We start from the raw sequence: 23,956 nt of genomic DNA, 5'->3' as shown, positions 1-23,956 counted from the left end.
CCGAACAAAAGGACCAACATAAATCAGGACGCATGAACGCGGGTGCCGACGCGGCGGACGATGCCGCCCCGCTTACCCTGCTCATTCTCTTTCATCCGGACTATGACCGTCGGCTCCGGAATTCAACCGGATCTGCTGACCCTTCTCACCTGAAGTGAAAAGGCGCTCGCGGGCTCAAGCTTGCGCTCCTACCGCCGGTGGGGAATTGCACCCCGCCCTGAGAATGATCCATGCGTAGTTGAAACAGGCGATCGCGGCAAGGCTCGCAAATGCGAAAAGGGTCCGGCTTTCGCCGAACCCTTCGAATACTTGAGCTGCCGGTCTCGTTGCCCGGCGGCCAAGCAAATCCAATCAGCCGTTGACGGCTTCCTTCAGGCCCTTGCCGGGCGTGAACTTCGGCACGTTGCGAGCCGGAATGTCGACTTCAGCGCCGGTCGACGGATTGCGGCCCTTGGTGGCAGCGCGATGGGAAACGGTGAAGCTACCGAAACCAGCGAGGCGAACGTCGCCCTTGCCCTTGAGCTCAGCCTGGACAACTTCGAAAACAGCGTCGACGGCCGAAGCGGCATCGGTCTTCGAGAGTCCTGCCTTTTCGGCAACTGCGGACACGAGTTCATTCTTGTTCATGTTTCCACCCCTTTCAAATGGTTCGAAACGACTCAAATCTATAGCCGGGCACGGAAGTTGGTGCATCAGGCCCGCCGCACCCCAAAGAGCCTGCAAATCAAGGAAAAGCAAGCGTCTCCGTACGGTTTTCACAAAAAAAGGCTGGCAAAAATGCCAGCCTTTTCAGGGTTTTTAAGCAATAGGGCACGAATGTGGCAAACAAGGCTCAATGAGCGATGGATGCGCCGGTCTCGTCGAGCCCTTCGACCGTTGCGATGACAGGGGTTTCCACCGTGCCATCCCACTCGATTGCCTCCGGTCTGCGGACCAGAGCATGCTTGATCACCTCGCCCATGCGGGACACAGGAATGATCTCCATATTGTTCTTCACATTGTCCGGAATCTCCGCCAAATCCTTGGCGTTTTCTTCCGGGATCAGAACAGTCTTGATGCCGCCGCGCAAAGCGGCGAGCAGCTTTTCCTTCAATCCGCCGATCGGCAGGACACGGCCGCGCAGCGTGATCTCGCCGGTCATCGCCACGTCCTTGCGAACTGGGATGCCGGTCATGATCGAGACGATCGCGGTTGCCATGCCGACGCCGGCCGATGGGCCGTCCTTCGGGGTCGCACCTTCCGGCACGTGGACGTGGATGTCCGACTTGTCGAAGCGCGGCGGCTCGATGCCGAAATCGACGGCACGCGAACGGACGTAGGACGCCGCCGCAGAAATCGATTCCTTCATCACGTCCTTCAGGTTGCCGGTCACGGTCATGCGACCCTTGCCCGGCATCATGACGCCTTCGATCGTCAGCAACTCACCGCCAACCTCGGTCCAGGCCAGACCGGTGACGACACCGACCTGATCCTCGCCCTCGGCTTCGCCGTGACGGAAGCGCGGAACGCCCAGATAGTCCGAAATGTTCTCGGCGGTAACCGCGACCGATTTCGTCTTACCCTTGATGATCTCGGTGACCGCCTTGCGGGCGAGCTTCATCAGTTCGCGTTCGAACGAACGGACACCGGCTTCGCGTGTGTACTGCTGGCTGATCGCCATCAGGGCGTCGTCCGAAACCGAGAATTCGTTCGGCTGCAGAGCGTGTTCCTTGATGGCCTTCGGCAGCAGGTGCCGCTTGGCGATCTCGCGCTTTTCGTCCTCGGTGTAGCCGGCGATACGGATGACTTCCATGCGGTCCATCAAAGGTGCCGGAATATTCAGCGTATTCGCCGTCGTGATGAACATCACGTCGGACAGATCGTATTCGACCTCGAGGTAGTGGTCCATGAAGGTCGAGTTCTGTGCCGGATCGAGCACTTCGAGCAGAGCCGACGACGGATCGCCGCGGAAGTCCTGGCCCATCTTGTCGATTTCATCGAGCAGGAAGAGCGGGTTGGACTTCTTCGCCTTCTTCATCGACTGGATGACCTTGCCGGGCATCGAACCAATGTAAGTGCGGCGGTGACCGCGGATTTCGGCTTCGTCACGAACGCCACCGAGCGCCATGCGGACATACTCACGGCCGGTCGCCTTGGCGATCGACTGGGCGAGCGAGGTCTTGCCGACACCCGGAGGGCCGACGAGGCACAGGATCGGACCCTTGATCTTGGTCGCGCGGGCCTGGACAGCCAGATACTCGACGATGCGCTCCTTGACCTTGTCGAGACCGAAGTGATCGGCTTCGAGGATCTTTTCGGCGTTGTTGAGATCCGTCTTGATCTTCGACTTCTTCGACCACGGAATACCGAGCAGCCAATCGAGATAGTTGCGCACGACGGTGGCTTCCGCCGACATCGGGCTCATCTGACGCAGCTTCTTCAGCTCGGCATCGGCCTTCTCGCGACCTTCCTTGGAGAGCTTGGTCTTGGAGATGCGCTCTTCCAGCTCGGCCATCTCGTCGCGGCCTTCCTCGCCGTCGCCAAGCTCCTTCTGGATCGCCTTCATCTGCTCATTCAGGTAGTATTCGCGCTGGGTCTTCTCCATCTGGCGCTTGACGCGCGAGCGGATGCGCTTCTCGACCTGAAGGACCGAGATCTCACCTTCCATGAAGCCGAGCGCCTTTTCGAGGCGTGCCTTGACGCTGGTGGTTTCCAGCATCTCCTGCTTCTCGGTGATCTTGATCGACAGGTGCGAGGCAACCGTATCGGCCAGCTTCGAGTAATCGTCGATCTGGCTGGCGGCGCCGACGACCTCTGGCGAGATCTTCTTGTTGAGCTTCACGTAGCTCTCGAACTCCGACACGACCGAGCGGCTCAGCGCTTCCAGTTCCACCGGATCGTCGTGCGGCTCTTCGAGCACGTGACCGAGGGCTTCATAGAAATCCTCGCGGTCGGTGTAGGCGTCGATTTCGGCGCGCGCGCGGCCCTCGACGAGAACCTTGACGGTTCCGTCTGGAAGCTTCAGCAGCTGCAGAACGTTGGCGACGGTACCGACATTGTGGATGGCGGACGGTTCGGGATCATCGTCGCTGGCATTGATCTGCGTGACGAGCATGATCTGCTTGTCCGAGCCCATGACTTCCTCGAGCGCGCGGATCGATTTCTCGCGGCCTACGAAGAGAGGTACGATCATGTGCGGAAAGACCACGATGTCGCGCAGGGGCAATACTGGATAAGCGGTGCTCGCAACTGACGTTTTCTTCGTCATTTTATTTCCTTTCCATCGTCCCGTTGCCGGGCTCTTCTGGCGCGGCCGTTTGGGACCGGCCGCACTCTCACTTGGATTAACAAGTGGAGGTTCTGACTATGCTTTTCAAGCTGCCACATGGCCCGTGTCCGCTTGGACATGACAGCTATGCTACAACGGAACACCTTACTATGTCGCGCCTAGCTGGACCGGCGCTGACCATTTCCGAGCCGGCTAAAATACAACGCCGAAACACACCAACGGAATCATTCCATAATTGCCAAGGGCGGATGAATTCGCAACGGCAACGAACGTGGTTTCGGGCTTCATCAGCAAGTTTTATCGGCATTCGCAGGTGCCGCGAACGGTTTTTCAAATAGAAAGGGGCCTGCCAACGGCAAGCCCCTTGAATTCACGCTTCGTATCGCGCTGATACTTAGGCCGAGGCGTTGGCCTTTTCTTCCTGGCGATCGGCGTAGATGTAGAGCGGACGCGAGGAGCCGCGGACGACTTCGTCGGAGATGACGACTTCGCGTACGCCTTCGAGCGTCGGCAGTTCGAACATCGTGTCGAGCAGGATCTTTTCCATGATCGAACGCAGGCCGCGGGCGCCGGTCTTGCGGGTGATCGCCTTGCGGGCGATTTCGCGAAGGGCGTCCTCGTGGAAGGTCAGTTCGACGTCTTCCATCTCGAACAGGCGCTGATACTGCTTGACGAGCGCGTTCTTCGGCTCCGACAGGATCTGGATCAGCGCGTCTTCATCGAGGTCCTCGAGCGTCGCCAGAACCGGCAGACGACCGATGAACTCGGGGATCAGGCCGAACTTGACGAGATCTTCCGGCTCCAGTTCACGCAGCACTTCGCCGACGCGACGGTCATCCGGAGCGGCAACGCTCGCGCCGAAGCCGATCGAGGTCTTTTCGCCACGGGCCGAGATGATCTTGTCGAGACCGGCAAAGGCGCCACCGCAGATGAACAGGATGTTCGTGGTGTCGACCTGCAGGAATTCCTGCTGCGGATGCTTGCGGCCGCCCTGCGGCGGAACCGAGGCAACCGTGCCTTCCATGATCTTCAGAAGCGCCTGCTGCACGCCTTCGCCCGACACGTCGCGGGTGATCGACGGGTTGTCGGACTTGCGCGAGATCTTGTCGACTTCGTCGATGTAGACGATGCCGCGCTGCGCGCGCTCGACGTTGTAGTCGGCGGCCTGCAGAAGCTTCAGAATGATGTTTTCGACGTCTTCACCGACATAGCCGGCTTCGGTCAGCGTCGTGGCATCGGCCATCGTGAAGGGAACGTCGATGATGCGGGCGAGCGTCTGGGCAAGATAGGTCTTGCCGCAACCGGTCGGACCGACTAGCATGATGTTCGACTTCGCAAGCTCGATTTCGCCGTTCTTCGTGGCGTGCGCGAGACGCTTGTAATGGTTGTGCACGGCAACGGACAGGATCTTCTTCGCCTGGCGCTGGCCGATGACGTATTCGTCGAGGACCTTGATGATGTCCTGGGGCGTGGGAACGCCGTCACGGGACTTTACCATCGAGGACTTGTTTTCCTCGCGGATGATGTCCATGCACAATTCGACGCATTCATCGCAGATGAAAACTGTCGGTCCGGCAATCAGCTTCCGGACTTCGTGCTGGCTCTTTCCGCAGAAGGAGCAGTACAGGGTGTTCTTAGAGTCGCCGCCGTTGCTGCCGCTGACTTTGCTCATATCACTTTCCTTCCAGCACGCCGCATTTCAAGGTGAAAGTGCGGTCCACTCATTGGCCTGCCCCCACTTGGAGCTACAGCCGGCCAAGGCCGTCAAGGGGTACGAACCGGGTCCAGACTAGGCCGTCATGGCCCCGGCGGCAACGAACTCCCCTTCGAAGCCAAATGCTATGTCATAAGAATTCAACATAGCATTAATACTTGAGATTGGTTCACCCGCCACTCGGTTTATTCCCTAGTTCGATCACAAATGAGATAGAACTGTGGCGGAGAAAACACCATCCCTAGTTCTGACTAGGCGTGTCACCTTCGATCTCGACACGAGACGTCAGGACCTTGTCGATCACGCCCCAGTCCTTGGCTTCCGCCGCATCCATGAAATGGTCACGGTCGAGCGTCTTTTCAACTTCCTCGTACGTCCGGCCCGTGTGCTTGACGTAGACTTCGTTGAGGCGGCGCTTCATTTTGAGAATGTCGCGCGCATGACGTTCGATGTCCGAAGCCTGGCCCGAGAAACCGCCCGACGGCTGGTGAACCATGATGCGCGAGTTCGGCGTGGCGAAACGCATGTCCTTGTCGCCGGCCGCCAGAAGCAGCGAGCCCATGGACGCGGCCTGGCCGATGCACAGCGTCGACACGGCAGGCTTGATGAACTGCATCGTATCGTAGATCGCCATGCCGGCGGTGACGACGCCACCCGGCGAATTGATGTAGAGCGCGATTTCCTTCTTGGGGTTTTCGGCCTCGAGGAAAAGCAGCTGGGCGCAGACGAGCGTCGCCATGTGATCCTCGACCGGACCCGTCAGGAAGATGATGCGTTCCTTGAGCAGGCGCGAATAAATGTCGTAGGAGCGTTCACCGCGATTGGTCTGTTCCACAACCATCGGCACGAGGGCCATAGCGGTATCGACTGGGTTTCTCATGTGCGTCCTTTGTCAACGTCTTTCCGGCCCGACGCCGGGAATCAAAGAAAATGCCTTATCCCTACATAGAACTTCCCTACCCTTCTCTTCAAGACGCGCCTTGGGATAACGTTAAGACGGCGGGAAACCATGCCTGTTTTGATGAGCCCTCTGTAGGGAGATTCTTCGAAACCGTCATTAGCGGTTGGCGGCCATACTGCCGGCTCACAGCTTTTCTCTTCAGCAAGATGAAGAAATGCTGAATTCGCGCTCCACGGGGCGCCTTCATTTACCTCGTGGAAAGCCTATCGCCAGATAACGGAAGGCGCCTGCGGGCTACCGCTTTCCGATTAAGAAAGTCGCCAGCTTATTTAGCGAGGATGCGGTCATACAAGGGGTATTGCCGTGTTCAATGTTACGACAGGACTGGCCATTTGGTGCTCCGAGGCTTTGACGCTCGCGCTGGTCGCGTTCATTGCCTGGCGCCACAATGTCCGAGACAAGACTTATTTCTACTGGGGCCTCGGTTTCATGCTCAGTGGCATCGGCTTCGGAATGGTGGCGTTGCGTGCCTACATTCCGAGCTATCTGTCGATCGAGACCGGCAATACGATAGCACTTTTCGGCCAGAGCGCCTGGGTGGCGGGATATCTGGCGCTCGACCGGCGCAAGATCGAATGGTGGGTGCTGCTGCCGCCGGCGGTCTGGCTGGCCGGCGTGTTCCTGCCCTGGGTGCACGACGACTATCCGAACCGGGTCGCCCTCTACAATCTCGCTTCGGCAACCGGCGCGACCGCGCTGACGATGGCGGTGAGCTCGCCCGGCCTCAACAGGGAGTCGGTGCGCGCCAAGCTCGCGGTCATGTTCATTCTTCAGAGCTGCATCAGCTTCGTGGCCGCGGGCGCGATCGCGGTGTTGTCGCCCGATGATATGACAGCGGCCAATATCGCGGGGATCGCGGCGATGGGTACGGCGCTGATGTTGACGCTCGCCTGTGCGCTGACGGTTCGCCTCATCATGGGGCGTTCGGAGCAGAAACTGCGTCTCCTCAGCCTGACCGACACGCTGACAGGTGTCCTCAATCGCCGCGGACTGTTTTCGCAGTTCACCCGTATCCAGACGAAGGCGTTCGACGAGAACCGGCAGGTGGCCGTTCTTCTGTTCGATCTCGACAATTTCAAGCGCATCAACGATCGCTTCGGCCACCAGGGCGGCGATACCGTGCTGACGGTGTTTGCACGCATGGCGCAGCAGTTCACGCCGGCCGGCGCGTTCGGGCGCATGGGCGGCGAGGAGTTCGCGGCCTTCACGAGCGTTTCCGACCAGACAGAGGCGGAAGCGCTCGCCGAAACGATCCGCACCGAGTTCTGCCGCGTTCCCGTCAGCACCGGCGACGCCATCATTCCGGCCACCGTCAGCATCGGCGTAGCCCTCGCCTCGCCCATCGAGGCGAATATGGACAAGCTGGTATCGGCGGCCGACCGCGCGCTCTACGCCGCCAAGGCTGCCGGCAGGAACTGCACCGTCACCTTCGGCGAAGCCGAGGCGGCAGCGCCTCCGCCGCCGGAAGAAAAGCCGGATCACACCACGGGCGAACTCGTGCCGACGCTCGACGACCAGATCCACGCGCTGCGTCGTGTAGGTTCACTCGGACGCTGACAATAGGTTGTGCTCTCTTTCCGAGATCGGGCAAATCCGCTAAGCCTCGGGCATGATCACATTGCCTTATATGTCCATTGACCCTGCCGCGCGCCGCGCATCCATCGATGCGCGCAGCCCCTTGTTCTACAGCAATCCCAATGCCGCCTACGCGGCATTGCATTCCCATTGTCCCACATTTTACTGGGAAGAGCAGAAGCAGTGGTTCTTCACCGGTTATGACCATGTGAACGCGCTCCTGCGCGACCGCCGCTTCGGCCGGCAGATCCTGCATATCGCCAGCCGCGAGGATCTGGGGCTTCCCGAACCCGACCAGCACGTCGCCAACTTCGACCTCGCGGAACGCTACTCCCTGCTCGAGCTCGAGCCGCCGGAACACACGCGCCTGCGCACGCTCGTCAACCGCGCCTTCGTTTCGCGCCACGTCGAGAAGATGAAGCCGGAGCTCGAGGAGCTCGCCAACCGGCTGATCGACCAGTTCGAGCACAAGGGCGAGGTCGAGCTGCTCTCGGCCTTCGCGGACATCATCCCGGTCACGATGATCGCGCGGATGATCGGCATTCCGGAGGAGATGGGCCCGCAGCTTCTGAAGTGGTCGCACGCCTATATCCGCATGTATCTGTTCGGCCGCACCCGCGCGGACGAGGATGGCGCGGAACAGGCGGCGACGGAATTCGCCGACTACGTCAAGACGGTGATCGCCGAACGCCGCGCCAATCCGCGCGACGACCTCCTGACGCACATGATCCACACCGAGCACAAGGGCCAGTATTTGACCGAGGACGAGCTCGTCTCGACGACCATCGTGCTCCTCAATGCCGGGCACGAGGCGACGGTGCATCAGATCGGCAATTCGGTGCGCATGATCCTCGACAGCGGCTATGTGCCGGCGCAGCTGTTCAAGGATGAAGAGACGACGGAGCGGACCGTCGAGGAATCGCTGCGCATCTGCGCGCCTGTTCATATCTTCCAGCGCTGGGCGCTGGAGCCGGCCGAGATCGACGGCATATCGTTCAAGCGCGGCGACAAGGTGAGCCTGATCCTGGCCGCGGCCAATCTCGATCCGCTGAAGTTCACCGATCCGCTGACCTTCCGGCCCGATCGCCGCGAGGCGCCCAATCTCTCCTTCGGCGCCGGCATTCACTTCTGCATCGGCGCGCCGCTGGCGCGGCTGGAGCTCAACGTGGTCCTGCCGATCCTGTTCGAGCGCCTGCCCGGCCTGAAGTTGGCCAAGACGCCCGAGGTCAAGGACGTCTACCATTTCCATGGGCTGGACAGGCTCGATCTCAACTGGCCCTCTCGCTGAGAAACGGTCAAATAAAACGACCGCGCTCCCTTTCGGGAGCGCGGCCATCCGCCTTGGGAGGCACAGCTGCCTGTTAACGGCAGGCTGTTCGTCGGTCTGTCTGGCTTATTCGGCTGCCTGCAGCGTCGGAGCCGGCTGATCGAGCTCTTCCGGCAGCTGGCCTGCCATCGCGGCGGCAAGCTTTTCCTGGTCGAGTTCATTTTCCCAGCGGGCGACCACGATTGTAGCCACCGCGTTGCCGACCAGATTGGTCAGGGCGCGGCATTCCGACATGAAGCGGTCGATACCGAGGATCAGTGCCATGCCGGCGACCGGGACAGAGGGCACGACCGACAGCGTCGCGGCGAGCGTGATGAAGCCGGCGCCGGTGATGCCGGCGGCACCCTTGGACGACAGCATCGCAACGAGGAGCAGCAGGACCTGGTCGGTCAGCGACAGCTGGATGCCGGTCGCCTGGGCGATGAAGAGCGCAGCCAGCGTCATGTAGATGTTGGTGCCGTCGAGATTGAACGAATAGCCGGTCGGGATGACCAGGCCGACGACCGAGCGCTTGCAGCCGGCGCGTTCCATCTTCTGCATCAGGTTCGGCAGGGCCGCTTCCGAGGAGGACGTGCCGAGAACCAGCAGCAGCTCTTCCTTGATATAGCGGATCAGCGACAGGATCGAGAAGCCGTTATACTTCGCGACCGCGCCGAGCACCACCAGCACGAAGATGAGCGCGGTGATGTAGAACGTCAGGATCAGGAAAGCTAGGTTGGCGACCGAGCCGATGCCGTACTTGCCGATGGTGAAGGCCATGGCGCCGAAAGCACCGATCGGGGCAGCCTTCATCAGGATAGCAACGAGGCGGAAGATCGGTGCCGTGAGCGCGGTCAAGAAATCCGTAACCGGCTTGCCCTTCTCGCCGACCATACCGAGCGCGACGCCGAACAGGACCGAGAAGAACAGCACCTGAAGAATGTCGCCCTGGGCGAAAGCGCCGACGATCGTTTCAGGGATGATGTTCATCAGGAAGCCGGTGATCGTGGTTTCATGCGCCTTCGTGGCGTAGGTCGAGACCGCCTTGGCATCCAGCGTAGCCGGATCGATGTTCATGCCGGCGCCCGGCTGCAACAGGTTGCCGACGACGAGGCCGACGATGAGCGCCAGCGTCGAGAAGACGAGGAAGTAGATCATCGCCTTGCCGGCGACGCGGCCAACCTTCTTGAGGTCCGACATGCCGGCAATGCCGGTAGCGACCGTGAGGAAGATGACCGGCGCGATGATCATCTTGACCAGGCGGATGAAGGCATCGCCGAGCGGCTTCAGGCTGGCGCCGAATTCAGGATAGAAATGGCCGATCAGCATGCCGGCGATGATGGCGACGACGACCTGGAAATAGAGATGCCGGTAGAACGGGATCTTGGTCCGCGGCTCGGCGGCTGGAATTGCAACACCCATAGTGTCCTCCATAAAGCCCCCAACCTGACCGGCCTCCCGGGGCAAACTGCGTTTCAATCAACAGCCTTCCGGCTATTCGCGGATACTTTGCAATGGCCGTGCCAGTTTCCGAACGCCGCAATATCGCCATGATTCAACACGCTTTTTTCTTTAGGCAAAACTTTGCGGGATCGAGATTGAGCGGACTATCGCACAATTCCATTTGACGAATGTGCGAAAATTCGCACACTATACCCCATGCCAGACATGACGAGCATTGCGGGATTTGAGACCATCGACGACGTCGATCGCAGGACGCGGCGCGGCTGGATCCTGTTCGTCGCTCTATCGGCCGCCCTGCTTGCCGCCGCGCTGGTCGGTGCTGCGCTTTACGGGCGCAGCTCGTCCATCAATGCGCTCGCGGCACAGAGCCAGACAGATGCCAGCCTGAAGGTGGCATTGCTGACGGCGGTTCTGGAGCGTCCTCGCGCGTTGCCGTTGCTTCTCGCGGAGGACCAGCAGGTCCTGAATGCCCTCGCGTCCACCAGCGCCAACGATATCGACATCTTGAACCGCAAGCTCGAGCGGCTGGTGACGGGCACGCAGGCAGCCGTCCTCTACGTCATCGGCAAGGATGGGCTTGCCATCGCTTCCAGCAACTGGCGCGAGCCGATCAGCTTCGTCGGCAACGACTATACGTTCCGTGACTATTTCAAGCGCGCCATGCAGCAGGGAACGGCGGAGCATTTCGCGCTCGGCAGCGTCAGCAAGCGGCCGGGGCTCTACATTTCCCGCCGGGTCGGCAGCGCCGACGCGCCGCTTGGCGTCGTCGTGGTGAAGCTGGAATTCGACCAGCTCGAGACAGACTGGCGCGACACCCGCCGGCCGGTCTACGTGACCGACGAGAACGGTGTCGTGCTGATCACCAGCATCCCTGCCTGGCGCTTCATGACGGCCGTGCCGGTGGCGGAGCAGGAGATAGCCTCCATCCGCGAAAGCCTGCAGTTCGGCGATGCACCGCTGACGCCACTGCCGGTCGTCAGGCCCGACGTCATCGACCCCCGCACATCGCTTGTTTCGGCAATACTTCCGGGCAGAGGCGCGGCGGAATTCCTGCGCCTCTACGCCCCCGTTCCGACGACGCCCTGGCGGCTGGAGTATCTGGTGCCGACGGAAGCGGCGGTCGCCTCTTCGGTCCGCGAGATGCGATTGCTTTCGCTCGCCGTGCTGGTCCCCATCCTCGCGGTCGCGGCGTTCCTGCTCAGACGCCGGCAAAGCGCGGCCATGCGCATCGCCGTGGAGCTGTCGATGCGAGAGGAGCTCGAACGGAGGGTCGTTGCGCGCACGGAGGATCTCAGCCGCGCGCGCGACCGTCTGCAGGCGGAGATCGCCGATCACAGGAATACCGAATCCAGATTGCAGGTCGTGCAGCAGGAGCTTGTCCAGGCAAACCGGCTTGCCATTCTCGGCCAGGTCGCGGCCGGCGTCGCGCATGAGATCAACCAGCCGGTCGCCACCATCCGCGCCTATGCCGATAATGCGCGCGTCTTCCTCGACCGCGAACAGGCCGAGCCGGTGAAGGAGAACCTTGGCGCCATCGCGGCTCTGACCGAGCGGATCGGTTCGATCACCGAGGAGTTGAAGGCTTTCGCGCGCAAAGGGCGCACGGCGCCGGAGCCGGTGGAACTGCGCGATGTGATCGAGGGCGCCGTCGTACTGCTCAAGAGCCGCTTCGCCGGACAGCTGCAGGCGCTCAGCATCAAGCTGCCGCCAGCAGGATTGCAGGTTCTCGGCAACCGGGTTCGCCTGGAGCAGATCCTGATCAACCTGTTTCAGAACGCACTGGAAGCGCTGGAAGGTCGCAGCGACGCCCGGGTGGAGATTTCCGCCGTCACGACGGACGACGACGTCGAGGTGATCGTGGCCGATAACGGTCCGGGAATACCCGCAGCCATCCTCGCCTCGCTGTTTACGCCCTTCAACACCTCCAAGGAAAAGGGTCTCGGTCTCGGTCTGGTGATCTCGAAGGATATCGTCGCCGATTACGGCGGACGCATCGAGGTCTCCAGCAGCGACCAGGGCACCAGCTTCATCGTGCATCTCGTGAGAGCAAAGCCATGACCGACGCCGCATCCATCTTCCTCGTCGACGACGACAAGGATCTTCTGCGTGCCACCAGGCAGACGCTCGAACTGGCGGGCTTCAGCGTTTCCGCCTTCTCGTCGGCGGTCGATGCGCTCGCGGCGCTGACACCGGATTTTCCAGGGATCATCGTTTCCGATATCCGCATGCCGCAGATCGACGGCCTGCAACTGTTCGACCGCGTGCAGCGGCAGGACCAGGATCTCCCCGTCATCCTGGTAACGGGTCACGGCGATATTCCGATGGCGGTGAAGGCGATCCAGCAGGGCGTCTATGATTTCATCAGCAAGCCCTTCCCCGCCGACCGGCTGGTGCAGAGCGTGCGCCGGGCGGTGGAGAAGCGGCGGCTCGTCTTGGAAAACCGGGCCCTACGCAAGGCGAGCGAGCAGGTGCGCGACGACCTGCCGCTGATCGGCCAGACGCCGGCGATGGAGCGGCTGCGCCATACACTGCGGCAGATCGCCGACACCGATGTCGATGTGCTGGTGACCGGGGAAACGGGCAGCGGCAAGGAGGTTGTCGCGAGCCTGCTGCACCAGTGGGGGCGGCGTAATTCGGGGAATTTCGTGGCGCTCAACTGCGGCGCTCTGCCGGAGACGGTGATCGAAAGCGAGCTCTTCGGCCATGAGCCGGGCGCCTTTACCGGCGCGCAGAAGAAGCGTGTCGGGCGCATCGAACACGCCAGCGGCGGCACGCTGTTTCTCGACGAGATCGAGAGCATGGCGCCGTCGACGCAGGTGCAGATGCTGCGCGTGCTTGAAATGCGCGAGGTGACGCCGCTTGGGACCAACGAGGTGCGGCCGGTCGATCTGCGCGTCGTCGCGGCCGCCAAGGTCGATCTCGGCGATCCCCGGCAGCGCGGCGATTTCCGCGAGGATCTCTATTACCGGCTGAACGTGGTGACGATCTCGATCCCGCCGCTCAGGGAGCGTCGCGACGACATTCCGCTGCTCTTCGGCTATTTCGCCGAGCGAGCGGCGAAGCGCTTCAGGCGCGACATGCCGGTGGCGTCTTCCGCCGTGCACCGCCATTTGCAAAGCCACGACTGGCCCGGCAACGTCCGTGAACTCTCGCATTTCGCCGAGCGTTTCGTGCTTGGGGTGGAGCAGTTCGTCGGCGGCGCATCCGAGCCGAAGCCCGCCGATCTCGGCGACGGCCTGCCCCTGCCCGATCGGCTGGACCGCTACGAGGCGAGCATCATCCGCGAGGTGCTCGACGCCAATGACGGCGACGTGCGCAGGACCATCGCGGAACTCGGCATCCCGCGAAAGACCTTCTACGACAAGCTGCAGCGGCACGGCATCGTCCGTGCCGACTTCGCGCCGAGCGACGAACGCGGCTAGCCTGCGTTCACGACACCGTAGCGCGCGGCGGGCTTGTCACGCGAGAGGTTGGGCCCGAGCGCGAAACGCGCTGCGGTCGCCGCGTCGAGATCGCCGCGATCGGGCAAGGAGGGGATGGTGATCAGTTCGCCCTGATCGAAGCCTGAAAGGGCTGCATCCACCATGTCGTTCACGTCCATCACCATCGATGGCGGCAGGTCATCGAACGAGCGGCCGACGCGCTCGAAGATTTCCGTGCGGGTCAGGCCCGGCATGACCGCCTGAACCCTGACGCCCTTTTCCGCCACTTCGGAATGAATGGCCTGGGTGAGATTGAGGACGAAGGCCTTGGTGGCGCTGTATGTGCCGTTGAAACGCTCCGGAATATAGGCGACCACCGATGCGATGTTGACGATGGCACCCCTGCCCCGCCCGGCGAAGGCCTGCGCGGCGGCAATGGCCAGCCGGTTGGCGGCGACGACGTTCAACTCGATCATCGTCTCGAGATAATCGATGTCATCGTCCACGAGCTTGCCCTTGGGGCCGATGCCGGCATTGTTGACGAGCAGGCTGATAGCGGTGTCCTCGCGCAGTCGCTTTTCGACGTTCCTGACATCGGCGCGATCGGTCAGGTCGGCCGGCAGGACGCTCACCTTCACGCCGGTCTCCTCGGCCAAACGATCCGCCAACGCCTGCAGGCGCGTGGCATCGCGGGCAACGAGAACGAGATCGTATCCGCGCTTGGCCAGGCGATCGGCATAGGTGGCGCCAATGCCCGATGAGGCGCCGGTGACGAGTGCGGTTCCGAGAGAAGCGGTGGACATTGCGGCATTCCTTCCTTGTTTGAGCCGACCCTGTTTGATTAAGGCCCGGCGTTGAATTTTACTGGCATATGCCACTATATTTAAGCAACGGATTGGCCTGCGCAAGAGCCTTGGAAAAAGATCTGACGTTTAGCGGTTGACGGATCGCCAGCAATCGGAAGACATCAGCGGTGGAGAACAAGCGATGGCAGAGAGCAGCGCCCCGGACGGGGCATGGAATTATTGCAGCAACAGCGCGCTCAAGCGCGCCTCACGGCAATTGGGCCAGCTTTATGAAGACGTGCTGGCGCCGAGCGGCCTGAAGATCACGCAGTACACGCTGCTGACGCAGATCAAGCTGGGCCGCGAAACGCCGCTGAAGACGCTCGCGGAGGCGATGGTGATGGATCTCTCCGCGCTCGGCCACACGCTGAAGCCGCTGCAGCGCGACGGGCTGGTCGAACTGGTGGCCGACAAGCACGACCGCCGCGTCAAGCGCGTGCGGCTTACCGACAGGGGCAATCAGTTATGGAGCGATACGAACGGCTTGTGGCGCGACGCACAGGCGCGCTTCGATGCGGCGTTCGGCAAGGAAGCCTCCGAAAATCTGCGGCGGACGATGGACCTCATCGCATCGCCGGGTTTCGCCGCGGCATTTGCCGAGGCTCGAAAGCATCAGGACTAAGCGGCGCGGCACCCGTGTCTCCGAGTGGAGACAACACCATCAGAGCCTGATGACGTAATCCTTGCGAGTCGTTTCAACGACTTCCCAGGTTCCCTTGAAGCCGGGTCTCAGGATCATCCGGTCGCCGGCGCGCAGGTGGACCGGCTCGCCACCGTCTTCGGTGACGATCGAGTGGCCTGACAGTACGTTGAAATACTCCCACTCATCATAGAGGATGCGCCACTTGCCCGGAGTGCCCTCCCATATGCCGGCATAGAGACCGCCATCGGCCTCCTCCAGATTCCATGTCCGGAATTGCGGATCGCCCGAGATCAATCGGCCCTCCGCCAGGGTACCGACCTCAGGTTCGACGCCCGTGATATCGAGTTGGAGATGGTTTGCCATTGCGCTTCAAACCCTCGCCAGCGACTGTTCGAGATCGGCGATGATGTCCTTGACGTCCTCGATACCAACCGACAGGCGCACGACATCCGGGCCGGCGCCGGCGGCGGTCTTTTGCTCGTCGGTCAGCTGGCGGTGGGTCGTCGAGGCCGGGTGGATGACCAGCGAGCGGGTGTCGCCGATATTGGCGAGATGCGAGAAGAGCTGCAAGCCCTCGACCAGCGACTTGCCGGCCTCGTAGCCACCCTTGACGCCGAAGGTGAAGACGGAGCCCGCCCCCTTAGGAGAGTAGCGCTGCTGCAGCGCGTGGTTCGGATCGTCCTCCAGACCGGCGTAGTTGACCCAGGCGATCTTGCTGTGCGCCTTCAGCCATTTGGCGACCGTCGCGGCGTTTTCGCTGTGGCGCTGCATGCGCAGCGGCAGCGTCTCGATGCCCGTGAGGATCAGGAAGGCGTTGAAGGGCGAGATGGCCGGGCCGAGATCGCGCAGACCGAGAACGCGGCAGGCGATCGCGAAGGCGAAGTTGCCGAAGGTGGAATGCAGGACGACGCCGTTATATTCCGGCCGGGGGCTCGAGAGCATGGGATAGTTGCCTGACTTCGACCAGTCGAAGGTGCCGCCATCAACGATGATGCCGCCCATGGAATTGCCGTGGCCGCCGAGGAACTTGGTCAGCGAATGCACGACGATATCGGCGCCGTGCTCGATCGGGCGGATGAGATAGGGGCTGGCCATGGTGTTGTCGACGATCAGCGGCAGGCCGTGCCTGTGCGCGACATCGGCGATCGCCGCGATATCCACAAAGGTGCCGCCGGGATTGGCGAGGCTTTCGATGAAGATCGCCCGGGTGTTTTCGTCGATCTGGCTTTCGAAACTCGCCGGGTCGGCGGAATCGCCCCAGCGCACCTGCCAGCCGAAGTTATCGAAGGCGTGGCCGAACTGGTTGATGGAGCCGCCGTACAGCCGCCTGGCGGCGACGAAGTTTTCGCCTGGGCGCAGCAGCGTGTGGAAGACGATCACCTGCGCGGCGTGGCCGGAGGCGACGGCGAGCGCCGCCGTGCCGCCCTCGAGTGCCGCGACACGCTCTTCGAGCACCGCCTGGGTGGGGTTCATGATGCGGGTGTAGATGTTGCCGAATTCCTGAAGTCCGAACAATGCTGCGGCGTGATCGGCGTCGTTGAAGACGTAGGCCGTCGTCTGGTAGATCGGCGTGGCGCGGGCGCCGGTCGACGGATCGGACTTTGCGCCCGCATGCACGGCCAACGTATTGAAACCCGGATCATTCGCGGTCATGAAGTGCTCCCGTTCTGATTTGACTTTGCTGCTTTGACTTCGCTGGGCGGAGCATAGCGAACGATCGCCAAAAGTTAATCGCCATCCGTTTCAACCGCGACGCGTTTGGCGAAAAATTTGCCCTTCTCAGCCGATGAGGCGGGGGTACTCGATCGCCGGGCAGCGGTCCATCACAACCTTGATGCCGGCCGCCTCGGCCTTGGCGGCCGCGGCATCGTCTCGAACGCCGAGCTGCGCCCAGATCACCTTCGGTCGCGGGTTCATCGCCAGCGCCTCATCCACCACCTCCGACAGATAATTGGAAGCGCGGAAGACGTCGACCATGTCGACCGGCACGGGCACATCAACGAGACGGCCGAAGACCTCCTGCCCCTGGATGCGCTTGCCGACCTGGCCGGGGTTGACCGGCACGACCTCGTAGCCGCGCGACAGGAGATAGCCCATGACGCCATTGCTCGGCCTAGCGGGATTGGGCGACGCGCCGGTGAGCGCTATCGTCTTTACCGAGCGCAGGATATCGAGGATGTAGTCGTCGCTATAGTGATCGTGATCCATCTGGCCTTGTCTCCAACTGAATGACACCGGTGGGGTGTCTGTTATATATAATAGGTGCGCCTGAGGCCGAAGGAGGAGATCGCCGTGAGAAAAGTGCTTGTGTTCATCGCCGCGCTCATTGCCGCGACGCCGACTCTGGCGATATCGCGCTACAATTCGCAGACGATCAGCTGCGATCGGGCGCGCGCCGCGATCCATAACGAGGGAGCGGTCATCTTGCGCTACCCCTCCACCCGCGTTCGGGGCATGACGCTCTACGACAGATATGTGCGCAACAGCCGGATGTGCGACGCCAACGAATATGCCGAATGGACCACTGTTCCGACGAAAGACAACCCGAAATGCCGGGTTCTGAATTGCCAGAATATCGACAACCTGGACGGGACGTTCATCATTCCGGATTACTCGCTCTGAGACCCGCCACAGCGGTTGAGCGAGTGCCCAGAAGACGGGCATAAAACCCACCAATTTTGAGTGACGCGCCGCGCCGACGCGCGGCTTTCTGTGATCTATTTGCATCACCCATCCGGGTTAGCGTGCAAATCCCCATCGATGTTCACTGTATATCCTGTTTATGTACTCGTCCGTTCACGTTCATTTTAGAAACACCTCATAGTTGAATGAGCAAAAACGGTTTGAAACTTCTGGCGTACGTGTCTCAGGAAGTGGCAGGCGATATGATCGTCCGGCGGTTGCATAATCGATTAAGCAGAGAGGACGCCGCATAGCTCCGCCACCAGCGTCGCTGTTGCATTTTCCTGATGACGGCGTAACAAGATTTATTCCGTCCTATCGCCACACCATCAGGTAGTTATTTTGTCCTTCACCGTCATCCTGCTGGTCCTGTTCGGCGCGCTTCTTCACGCGACCTGGAACGCCTTGATCAAGGCCGGCACGGACAAGGCGCTCGATGCGAGCCTGATTTCGGCGGGCGGCGCCATCGCTGCCTTGCCGTTCCTGCCGCTGTTGCCGTTTCCGAATACCGATGCCCTGCCCTATATCGGCGCATCGGCGATCTTGCAGTTCGCCTATTTCCAGCTGGTCGCGGGCGCCTATCGCGCCGGCGACATCGGGCTGGTCTATCCGCTTATGCGTGGTTGCGCACCGCTTCTGGTGGCGGCAACGAGCGGGTTCGTGCTCGGCGAGAGCCTGTCCGGGGGCGCGCTCATCGGAACGATCACCATCTGCGCCGGCATCCTGACGCTCGCCTTCGAGGCCAAGCGCGGCAGCGGCCACGCCATTCGTCTGGCGCTCGCCAACGCCGTGGTCATCGCCACCTACACCTATGTCGACGGCATCGGCGCGCGGATATCGGGCAATGCCATATCCTATACGCTGTGGATGTCGCTGTTGCCGCCGGTGCTGCTCATCAGCTGGGCGATCTCGCGGCGCGGCGCCTATGCGGTGGCCATGCATGTGAAAGTCAACTGGTGGCGCGGGCTGATCGGCGGCGCCGGATCGATCGCATCCTACGGCCTGGCGCTCTGGGCCATGACCAAGGCGCCCGTCGCCACCGTCGCCGCGCTGCGCGAGACGTCGATCCTCTTCGCCCTCGTCATCTCGGTCGTGTTCCTGAAGGAGAAAGCCAGCCCCTGGCGCTATCTCGCCGGCGCGATCATCGCGCTCGGCGGGCTGCTGCTGAAGCTGGCGTGAGCTCCCCCGGGTTCAGTCCCGCGTCCAGTCCGGCATCCTGTTTTCAAGGAAAGCCCCGATCCCCTCTTCCGCATCCTCCGTCATCATGCTGTCGACCATGACTTCGGCGGCATAGCCGTAAGCTTCCTCGACCGGCATTTCGACCTGGCGATAGAAGGCTTCCTTGCCGATCTGGATCGCCATCGGCGATTTGCTTGCAATCACCGACGCGTATTTGGTGACGACCTGCTGCAGATATTGTTTCGGCACGATGCGGTTGACCAGGCCGAAATCCTTGGCGGTCGAGGCGTCGATCGTCTCGCCGGTCAAAAGCATCTCCATCGCCTGCTTGCGATGCGCGGACCGCGTCAACGCCACCATCGGCGTCGCGCAGAAGAGCCCGATATTGACGCCCGGCGTGCAGAAGGTCGCGGTATCGGTGCAGATCGCGAGATCGCAGGAAGCAACAAGCTGGCAACCGGCGGCGGTCGCAAGGCCGTCGATCTCGGCGATGACGGGCTTCGGCAGCTTGGTGATCTCCAGCATCAGATCGGCCGCGAGCGCGAAGGTCTCCTCGAAGAAGGCCTCGCCGTCATCGGCATCGGCGCGATGCTCGGTCAACTCCTTGAGATCATGGCCGGCCGAGAAGACATCGCCTGTCGATGCGATGATCACCACACGCACGTCGTCGTCCTCGGCGGCGTTCTGCAACTCGCCCATCAACGTCTCCATCATCGCGAGCGACAGGTGATTGGCGGGAGGATTGTTCAGCGTCAGCCGCAGGATGCCATCGGCAAGCTGGCGCAGCACGAGCGAAGCGCTCGCTTTGCTGGCATCGGTGCGGAACGATAGAACTTCGGCCATGATGAAACTCCCTGCATGTCGATTTCGTGCTATCAGTCCTGCCACAAAAGGCCAGTCATTTCGAGGAGAAGCGATGCCGTCGGCGCCAAAGCGCTAGTGTCGCGATGTCGAAAATTGAGGTATCAAAATACCACACTCTTAACTCATTGATTTCATTTAATTGTTTTTACAGTCACGGCCCGCAGCAATATTGACGCTGTCGACCTCAACCTCTATACACACCGCCAGAACGCAGCCTTTCCCGGCTGCTTTCTTTTTGGTGCGCCCCAGGGCTCCCAAATCAAGCAACAAGAAACGCCCTTTCGCCTTCTGGCCAAGGGATCAAAAGAGAGTAACTACTATGGCAACCTTCTCCCAGAAGCCTGCAGAGGTAGAGAAGAAGTGGGTCATCATCGACGCCGAAGGGCTTGTCGTTGGTCGTCTCGCTTCCGTTATCGCCATGCGTCTGCGCGGCAAGCACAAGGCTACCTTCACTCCTCACGTTGACGACGGCGACAATGTCATCGTCATCAATGCCGACAAGGTCGTATTCACCGGCAAGAAGTATTCCGACAAGGTCTACTACTGGCACACCGGTTTCGCCGGTGGCATCAAGGAGCGTACCGCTCGCCAGATCATGGAAGGCCGCTTCCCGGAGCGCGTTCTTGAAAAGGCAGTCGAGCGCATGGTTCCGCGTGGCCCGCTCGGTCGTCGCCAGATGAAGAACCTGCGCGTTTACGCTGGTTCCAACCATCCTCATGAAGCTCAGCAGCCTGTCGCTCTCGACGTCGCCTCGCTGAACAAGAAGAACGTAAGGAGCGCCTAAGAATGGCTGACCTCTCCTCCCTGAAGGATCTCGGCACGGCTACCGAAGCTTCGGCTCCGGCACACGTCCGTAAGGTCGATTCGCTTGGCCGCTCCTACGCGACCGGCAAGCGCAAGAACGCTGTTGCTCGTGTATGGGTCAAGCCGGGCTCCGGCAAGATCGTCATCAACGGCAAGGAATTCACGGAATACTTCGCACGTCCGGTTCTGCAGATGATTCTGCGTCAGCCGATCGTCGCTGCTGCCCGTGACGGCCAGTTCGACATCATCGCAACGGTTGCCGGCGGCGGTCTTTCCGGCCAGGCCGGTGCCGTTCGTCACGGCGTCTCCAAGGCACTCACCTACTTCGAACCGGGCCTGCGCTCGGTCCTGAAGAAGGGTGGCTTCCTGACCCGCGACAGCCGCGTCGTCGAGCGTAAGAAGTACGGCAAGGCCAAGGCCCGCCGTTCGTTCCAGTTCTCCAAGCGTTAATCGCTTCGGACTTCGGAATGTGGAAAGGTCGGGTGCAAACCCGGCCTTTTTTTCGTTGGGGCATGCGCTTTGACAATCCTGCGCTGTGAATTATGATTCACAAAGGATGGATATCGCCCCAGGCGAAAGAGATCTGAACATGCCTCTCGAAACCACACGCTTCGACATTCAAGATCATCTCAAAACACACGAAGACCGACTTCTCTATCTCGAGGCGGCATTCGACGATGGCGATCCCGCCCTTATCGCGCATGCGCTAGGCGATGTCGCCCGAACAGTCGACATGACCTCCCTTGCCAAGGACGTCGTCGTTGCGCGGCAAGTGCTCTACGAGGCGCCGAGCGAAACGGGTGATCCACGACTTTCGACCGTTCTCAGCGTGATCAAGGCGCTCGGACTGAAGATTTCCGTTGTTTCCAATAAAGAGCCAGTTTGACTATGCCGGATCATAAGCCCTCGCCCTTCGCCAAAACACCACAACCACCCTACTATGTGGTGACCTTCTCCTCGCAGCGGACCGATGGGCAAAACGAAGCCTATTGGGAAACGGGTGACGCTATGGTGGAGCTCGCTAAGCAGCAACCAGGCTATCTCGGCTTCGAAAGCGTGCGCGCTGCAAACGGCTTCGGCATCACCAACTCCTATTGGAAGGACGAAGCAAGCATCCTCGGCTGGAAGGCGCACGTCGATCACATGGAAGCGCAACGGCGCGGCCGCGTTGACTGGTACTCACACTATGAAATCCGCGTCGGCCTGGTGCAGCGCGCCTATGGTTTCAGCGCAACTGAGTATGATGGAGAAACAGAACTTGGCGAGTAAGACAATCGATCATGCTTTCACGGCGACGAGCCTCACCTCGGCGGCAACGGACCCGACATTTGCGGGAGCGCTGTCCTTCATGCGCCGGCGCTTCACCAAGGATCTGACCGGCGCCGATGTGGTGGTGTGGGGTGTTCCCTTCGATGCCGCGACCTCCAACCGGCCGGGTACGCGTTTCGGGCCGCAGGCGATCCGGCGGGCTTCGGCGATCTTCGACAACGATCCGCAATATCCCTTCAATCGCGATCTCTTCGCCGAGATGGCCGTCATCGACTACGGAGATTGCCTGCTCGATTACGGCAACCACCAGGAGACGCCAGCAGCGATCGAGCGACAGGCGAAGACGATCGTCGATACGGACGCCTTCATGCTGACGCTGGGCGGCGACCATTACGTGACCTGGCCGATCCTCAAGGCGCATGCAGCCAAGCACGGGCCGCTGGCGTTGGTGCAGTTCGACGCGCATCAGGACACCTGGTTCGACGACAACAAGCGGATCGACCACGGTTCCTTCGTGGCGCGCGCGGTTCGCGACGGCATCATCGATCCCGATCGCTCCATCCAGATCGGCATCCGCACGCATGCGCCCGACGATTTCGGCATCAACATTCTCTACGGCCATCAGGTCGAGGAGATGAGTGCTTCCGAGATCGCCTCGACGATCATCTCGCACACCAAGGGCGCGCCCAGCTATCTGACCTTCGATATCGATTGCCTGGACCCGGCCTATGCGCCCGGCACCGGCACGCCGGTTTCCGGCGGCCCGTCCAGCGCCAAGATCCTCTCGGTCCTGCAGCGGTTGCACCAGCTCGATATCCGCGGCGCCGACGTCGTCGAGGTGTCTCCCGCCTACGACCATGCCGACATCACCGCCATTGCCGGGGCGACGGTCGCGATGTATATGCTGGGGCTGCACGCCGAACGACGCGCGACAGCGTCACACGGCTGACTTATCCATCTTACAAAATGATTCCGGACTTCTTTCTAACCTATTGAAAGTGTGAGCAAGACAATGGCACCGAAGATCTTCATCGATGGCGAACACGGCACGACGGGCCTGCAGATCCGCACGCGCATGGCCGGCCGTCGTGATGTCGAGCTTCTGTCCATTCCGGAAGCGGAGCGCCGCAATGCCGCGATCCGCGAGGATATGCTGAACAGCGCCGATATCGCCATTCTCTGCCTGCCTGACGATGCGTCGAAGGAAGCGGTGCAGATGGTCTCGGCCAACAACAATGTCCGCGTTATCGACACCTCGACCGCCTACCGCGTCGACCCATCCTGGGCCTACGGCTTCGCCGAGATGGACAAGGAGCAGGCGGCCAAGATCAGTTCGGCGCGCTTCGTCGCCAATCCCGGCTGCTATCCGACCGGCGCCATCGGCCTGATGCGGCCGCTGCGGGCCGCCGGCATTCTGTCGGACGGCTATCCCGTCAGCGTCAACGCGGTCTCCGGCTATACCGGCGGCGGCAAGCAGATGATCGCGCAGATGGAAGACCAGAGCCGTGACGACGCGATCAGCGCGCCGCACTTCCTCTACGGTCTCACGCTGACGCACAAACACGTACCTGAGATGAAGATCCACGGCCTGCTCGACCGCGCGCCGATCTTCGCGCCATCGGTCGGCAAGTTCGCGCAGGGCATGATCGTGCAGGTTCCGCTGCATCTCGACATGCTGGCCTCGGGCACGACGCTGGAAAGCATCCACGCGGCGCTGACCGCGCATTATGCCGGCCAGGATATCGTCACGGTCGCTCCGCTCGCTGACAGCGGCAAGATGGCGCGCGTCGATGCCGTCGAGCTCGCCGGCAAGGACACGATGAAACTCTTCGTCTTCGGCACGCCTGGTGGTTCGCAGGTCAATCTCGTCGCCCTGCTTGACAATCTCGGCAAGGGTGCCTCGGGTGCTGCCGTGCAGAACATGGACCTGATGCTGGCCTCCTGAACGAGGCCGGGCTTT

Annotated in this window: 23 protein-coding genes and 1 riboswitch; of the genes, 13 read left to right on the top strand and 10 right to left on the bottom strand. The window is 61.4% G+C overall.

The window, feature by feature from the left end; all coding sequences use genetic code 11:
- Positions 1–79: 79 nt before the first annotated feature.
- A riboswitch (FMN riboswitch) is annotated at positions 80–229 on the bottom strand.
- A 122-nt stretch (positions 230–351) separates the two neighbouring features.
- From hupB to clpP, 4 genes are all read right to left on the bottom strand, one after another.
- The gene (gene hupB / locus GGQ67_RS08285; protein ID WP_018900220.1) at positions 352–627 is read right to left on the bottom strand and encodes a DNA-binding protein HupB; all 276 of its coding nucleotides are present in this window, start codon (positions 625–627) and stop codon (positions 352–354) included.
- Positions 628–832: 205 nt separating this feature from the next.
- Positions 833–3,247 carry an endopeptidase La gene (lon, locus tag GGQ67_RS08280; RefSeq protein WP_183899677.1) on the bottom strand — a complete coding sequence of 805 codons (2,415 nt, stop codon included), beginning with the start codon at positions 3,245–3,247 and terminating at the stop codon, positions 833–835.
- 415 nt (positions 3,248–3,662) lie between these two features.
- The gene (clpX, locus tag GGQ67_RS08275) at positions 3,663–4,940 is read right to left on the bottom strand and encodes an ATP-dependent Clp protease ATP-binding subunit ClpX (RefSeq protein ID WP_018900222.1); all 1,278 of its coding nucleotides are present in this window, start codon (positions 4,938–4,940) and stop codon (positions 3,663–3,665) included.
- 283 nt (positions 4,941–5,223) lie between these two features.
- The gene (gene clpP, locus GGQ67_RS08270) at positions 5,224–5,862 is read right to left on the bottom strand and encodes an ATP-dependent Clp endopeptidase proteolytic subunit ClpP (protein WP_112425431.1); all 639 of its coding nucleotides are present in this window, start codon (positions 5,860–5,862) and stop codon (positions 5,224–5,226) included.
- Between the two features lie 384 nt (positions 5,863–6,246).
- Between clpP and GGQ67_RS08265 the strand changes: the two genes are divergently transcribed.
- Both GGQ67_RS08265 and GGQ67_RS08260 read left to right on the top strand, forming a co-directional pair.
- Positions 6,247–7,500, top strand: a complete 1,254-nt coding sequence (locus tag GGQ67_RS08265; RefSeq protein WP_183899676.1) for a diguanylate cyclase — start codon at positions 6,247–6,249, stop codon at positions 7,498–7,500.
- 52 nt (positions 7,501–7,552) lie between these two features.
- Complete coding sequence (locus tag GGQ67_RS08260; RefSeq protein ID WP_183899675.1) at positions 7,553–8,806, top strand: cytochrome P450; 1,254 nt, start codon at positions 7,553–7,555, stop codon at positions 8,804–8,806.
- A 105-nt stretch (positions 8,807–8,911) separates the two neighbouring features.
- Here the strand turns inward: GGQ67_RS08260 and GGQ67_RS08255 are convergent, their stop codons facing one another.
- Complete coding sequence (locus tag GGQ67_RS08255; protein WP_183899674.1) at positions 8,912–10,246, bottom strand: dicarboxylate/amino acid:cation symporter; 1,335 nt, start codon at positions 10,244–10,246, stop codon at positions 8,912–8,914.
- Between the two features lie 237 nt (positions 10,247–10,483).
- Between GGQ67_RS08255 and GGQ67_RS08250 the strand changes: the two genes are divergently transcribed.
- Entirely contained in the window at positions 10,484–12,346 is a 1,863-nt protein-coding gene (locus GGQ67_RS08250; protein ID WP_183899673.1) for a sensor histidine kinase, read from the top strand.
- Positions 12,343–13,710 (top strand): sigma-54-dependent transcriptional regulator, encoded by a 1,368-nt coding sequence (locus tag GGQ67_RS08245; RefSeq protein WP_183899672.1) that lies wholly within the window; start codon positions 12,343–12,345, stop codon positions 13,708–13,710. The genes GGQ67_RS08250 and GGQ67_RS08245 overlap by 4 nt, the downstream gene beginning before the upstream one ends.
- Here GGQ67_RS08245 and GGQ67_RS08240 read toward each other — a convergent pair.
- Positions 13,707–14,513 (bottom strand): SDR family NAD(P)-dependent oxidoreductase, encoded by an 807-nt coding sequence (locus tag GGQ67_RS08240; RefSeq protein ID WP_183899671.1) that lies wholly within the window; start codon positions 14,511–14,513, stop codon positions 13,707–13,709. The genes GGQ67_RS08245 and GGQ67_RS08240 overlap by 4 nt on opposite strands.
- 136 nt (positions 14,514–14,649) lie before the next feature.
- Here GGQ67_RS08240 and GGQ67_RS08235 point away from each other — a divergent pair, with 136 nt between their 5' ends.
- Complete coding sequence (locus GGQ67_RS08235; protein ID WP_246400143.1) at positions 14,650–15,177, top strand: MarR family winged helix-turn-helix transcriptional regulator; 528 nt, start codon at positions 14,650–14,652, stop codon at positions 15,175–15,177.
- 39 nt (positions 15,178–15,216) lie between these two features.
- Here the strand turns inward: GGQ67_RS08235 and GGQ67_RS08230 are convergent, their stop codons facing one another.
- The 3 genes from GGQ67_RS08230 to GGQ67_RS08220 all read right to left on the bottom strand — a co-directional run bounded on the left by GGQ67_RS08230 (position 15,217) and on the right by GGQ67_RS08220 (position 17,406).
- Positions 15,217–15,561, bottom strand: coding sequence for a cupin domain-containing protein (locus GGQ67_RS08230; RefSeq protein WP_183899670.1), 345 nt, complete (start codon positions 15,559–15,561; stop codon positions 15,217–15,219).
- A gap of 6 nt (positions 15,562–15,567) precedes the next feature.
- The gene (locus GGQ67_RS08225) at positions 15,568–16,851 is read right to left on the bottom strand and encodes an O-acetylhomoserine aminocarboxypropyltransferase (RefSeq protein WP_183899669.1); all 1,284 of its coding nucleotides are present in this window, start codon (positions 16,849–16,851) and stop codon (positions 15,568–15,570) included.
- Between the two features lie 126 nt (positions 16,852–16,977).
- Positions 16,978–17,406 (bottom strand): CoA-binding protein, encoded by a 429-nt coding sequence (locus GGQ67_RS08220; RefSeq protein ID WP_183899668.1) that lies wholly within the window; start codon positions 17,404–17,406, stop codon positions 16,978–16,980.
- An 84-nt stretch (positions 17,407–17,490) separates the two neighbouring features.
- Here GGQ67_RS08220 and GGQ67_RS08215 point away from each other — a divergent pair, with 84 nt between their 5' ends.
- On the top strand, positions 17,491–17,820 hold the full coding sequence (locus GGQ67_RS08215) for a hypothetical protein (RefSeq protein ID WP_183899667.1): 330 nt from the start codon (positions 17,491–17,493) through the stop codon (positions 17,818–17,820).
- A gap of 402 nt (positions 17,821–18,222) precedes the next feature.
- Positions 18,223–19,059, top strand: a complete 837-nt coding sequence (locus GGQ67_RS08210; RefSeq protein WP_183899666.1) for a DMT family transporter — start codon at positions 18,223–18,225, stop codon at positions 19,057–19,059.
- A 12-nt stretch (positions 19,060–19,071) separates the two neighbouring features.
- On the opposite strand, the gene GGQ67_RS08205 is transcribed toward GGQ67_RS08210, so the two are convergent.
- On the bottom strand, positions 19,072–19,902 hold the full coding sequence (locus tag GGQ67_RS08205) for an enoyl-CoA hydratase (protein ID WP_183899665.1): 831 nt from the start codon (positions 19,900–19,902) through the stop codon (positions 19,072–19,074).
- Between the two features lie 340 nt (positions 19,903–20,242).
- Between GGQ67_RS08205 and rplM the strand changes: the two genes are divergently transcribed.
- The 6 genes from rplM to argC all read left to right on the top strand — a co-directional run bounded on the left by rplM (position 20,243) and on the right by argC (position 23,941).
- Positions 20,243–20,707: a 50S ribosomal protein L13 gene (rplM, locus tag GGQ67_RS08200; RefSeq protein ID WP_018900238.1), complete on the top strand. Its 465-nt coding sequence runs from the start codon at positions 20,243–20,245 to the stop codon at positions 20,705–20,707.
- Between the two features lie 2 nt (positions 20,708–20,709).
- Positions 20,710–21,177: a 30S ribosomal protein S9 gene (gene rpsI / locus GGQ67_RS08195; RefSeq protein ID WP_037177440.1), complete on the top strand. Its 468-nt coding sequence runs from the start codon at positions 20,710–20,712 to the stop codon at positions 21,175–21,177.
- A gap of 139 nt (positions 21,178–21,316) precedes the next feature.
- Complete coding sequence (locus tag GGQ67_RS08190; RefSeq protein ID WP_183899664.1) at positions 21,317–21,613, top strand: addiction module antidote protein; 297 nt, start codon at positions 21,317–21,319, stop codon at positions 21,611–21,613.
- Between the two features lie 2 nt (positions 21,614–21,615).
- Entirely contained in the window at positions 21,616–21,996 is a 381-nt protein-coding gene (locus tag GGQ67_RS08185) for an antibiotic biosynthesis monooxygenase family protein (protein ID WP_183899663.1), read from the top strand.
- Positions 21,986–22,945, top strand: a complete 960-nt coding sequence (gene speB / locus GGQ67_RS08180) for an agmatinase (RefSeq protein ID WP_183899662.1) — start codon at positions 21,986–21,988, stop codon at positions 22,943–22,945. The genes GGQ67_RS08185 and speB overlap by 11 nt, the downstream gene beginning before the upstream one ends.
- 63 nt (positions 22,946–23,008) lie before the next feature.
- Positions 23,009–23,941, top strand: coding sequence for an N-acetyl-gamma-glutamyl-phosphate reductase (gene argC / locus GGQ67_RS08175; RefSeq protein ID WP_183899661.1), 933 nt, complete (start codon positions 23,009–23,011; stop codon positions 23,939–23,941).
- Positions 23,942–23,956 lie beyond the last annotated feature (15 nt).

Source organism: Rhizobium metallidurans (assembly GCF_014196505.1).
Lineage (GTDB): Bacteria > Pseudomonadota > Alphaproteobacteria > Rhizobiales > Rhizobiaceae > Rhizobium > Rhizobium metallidurans.
This window is presented reverse-complemented; position numbering and strand designations above follow the sequence as displayed.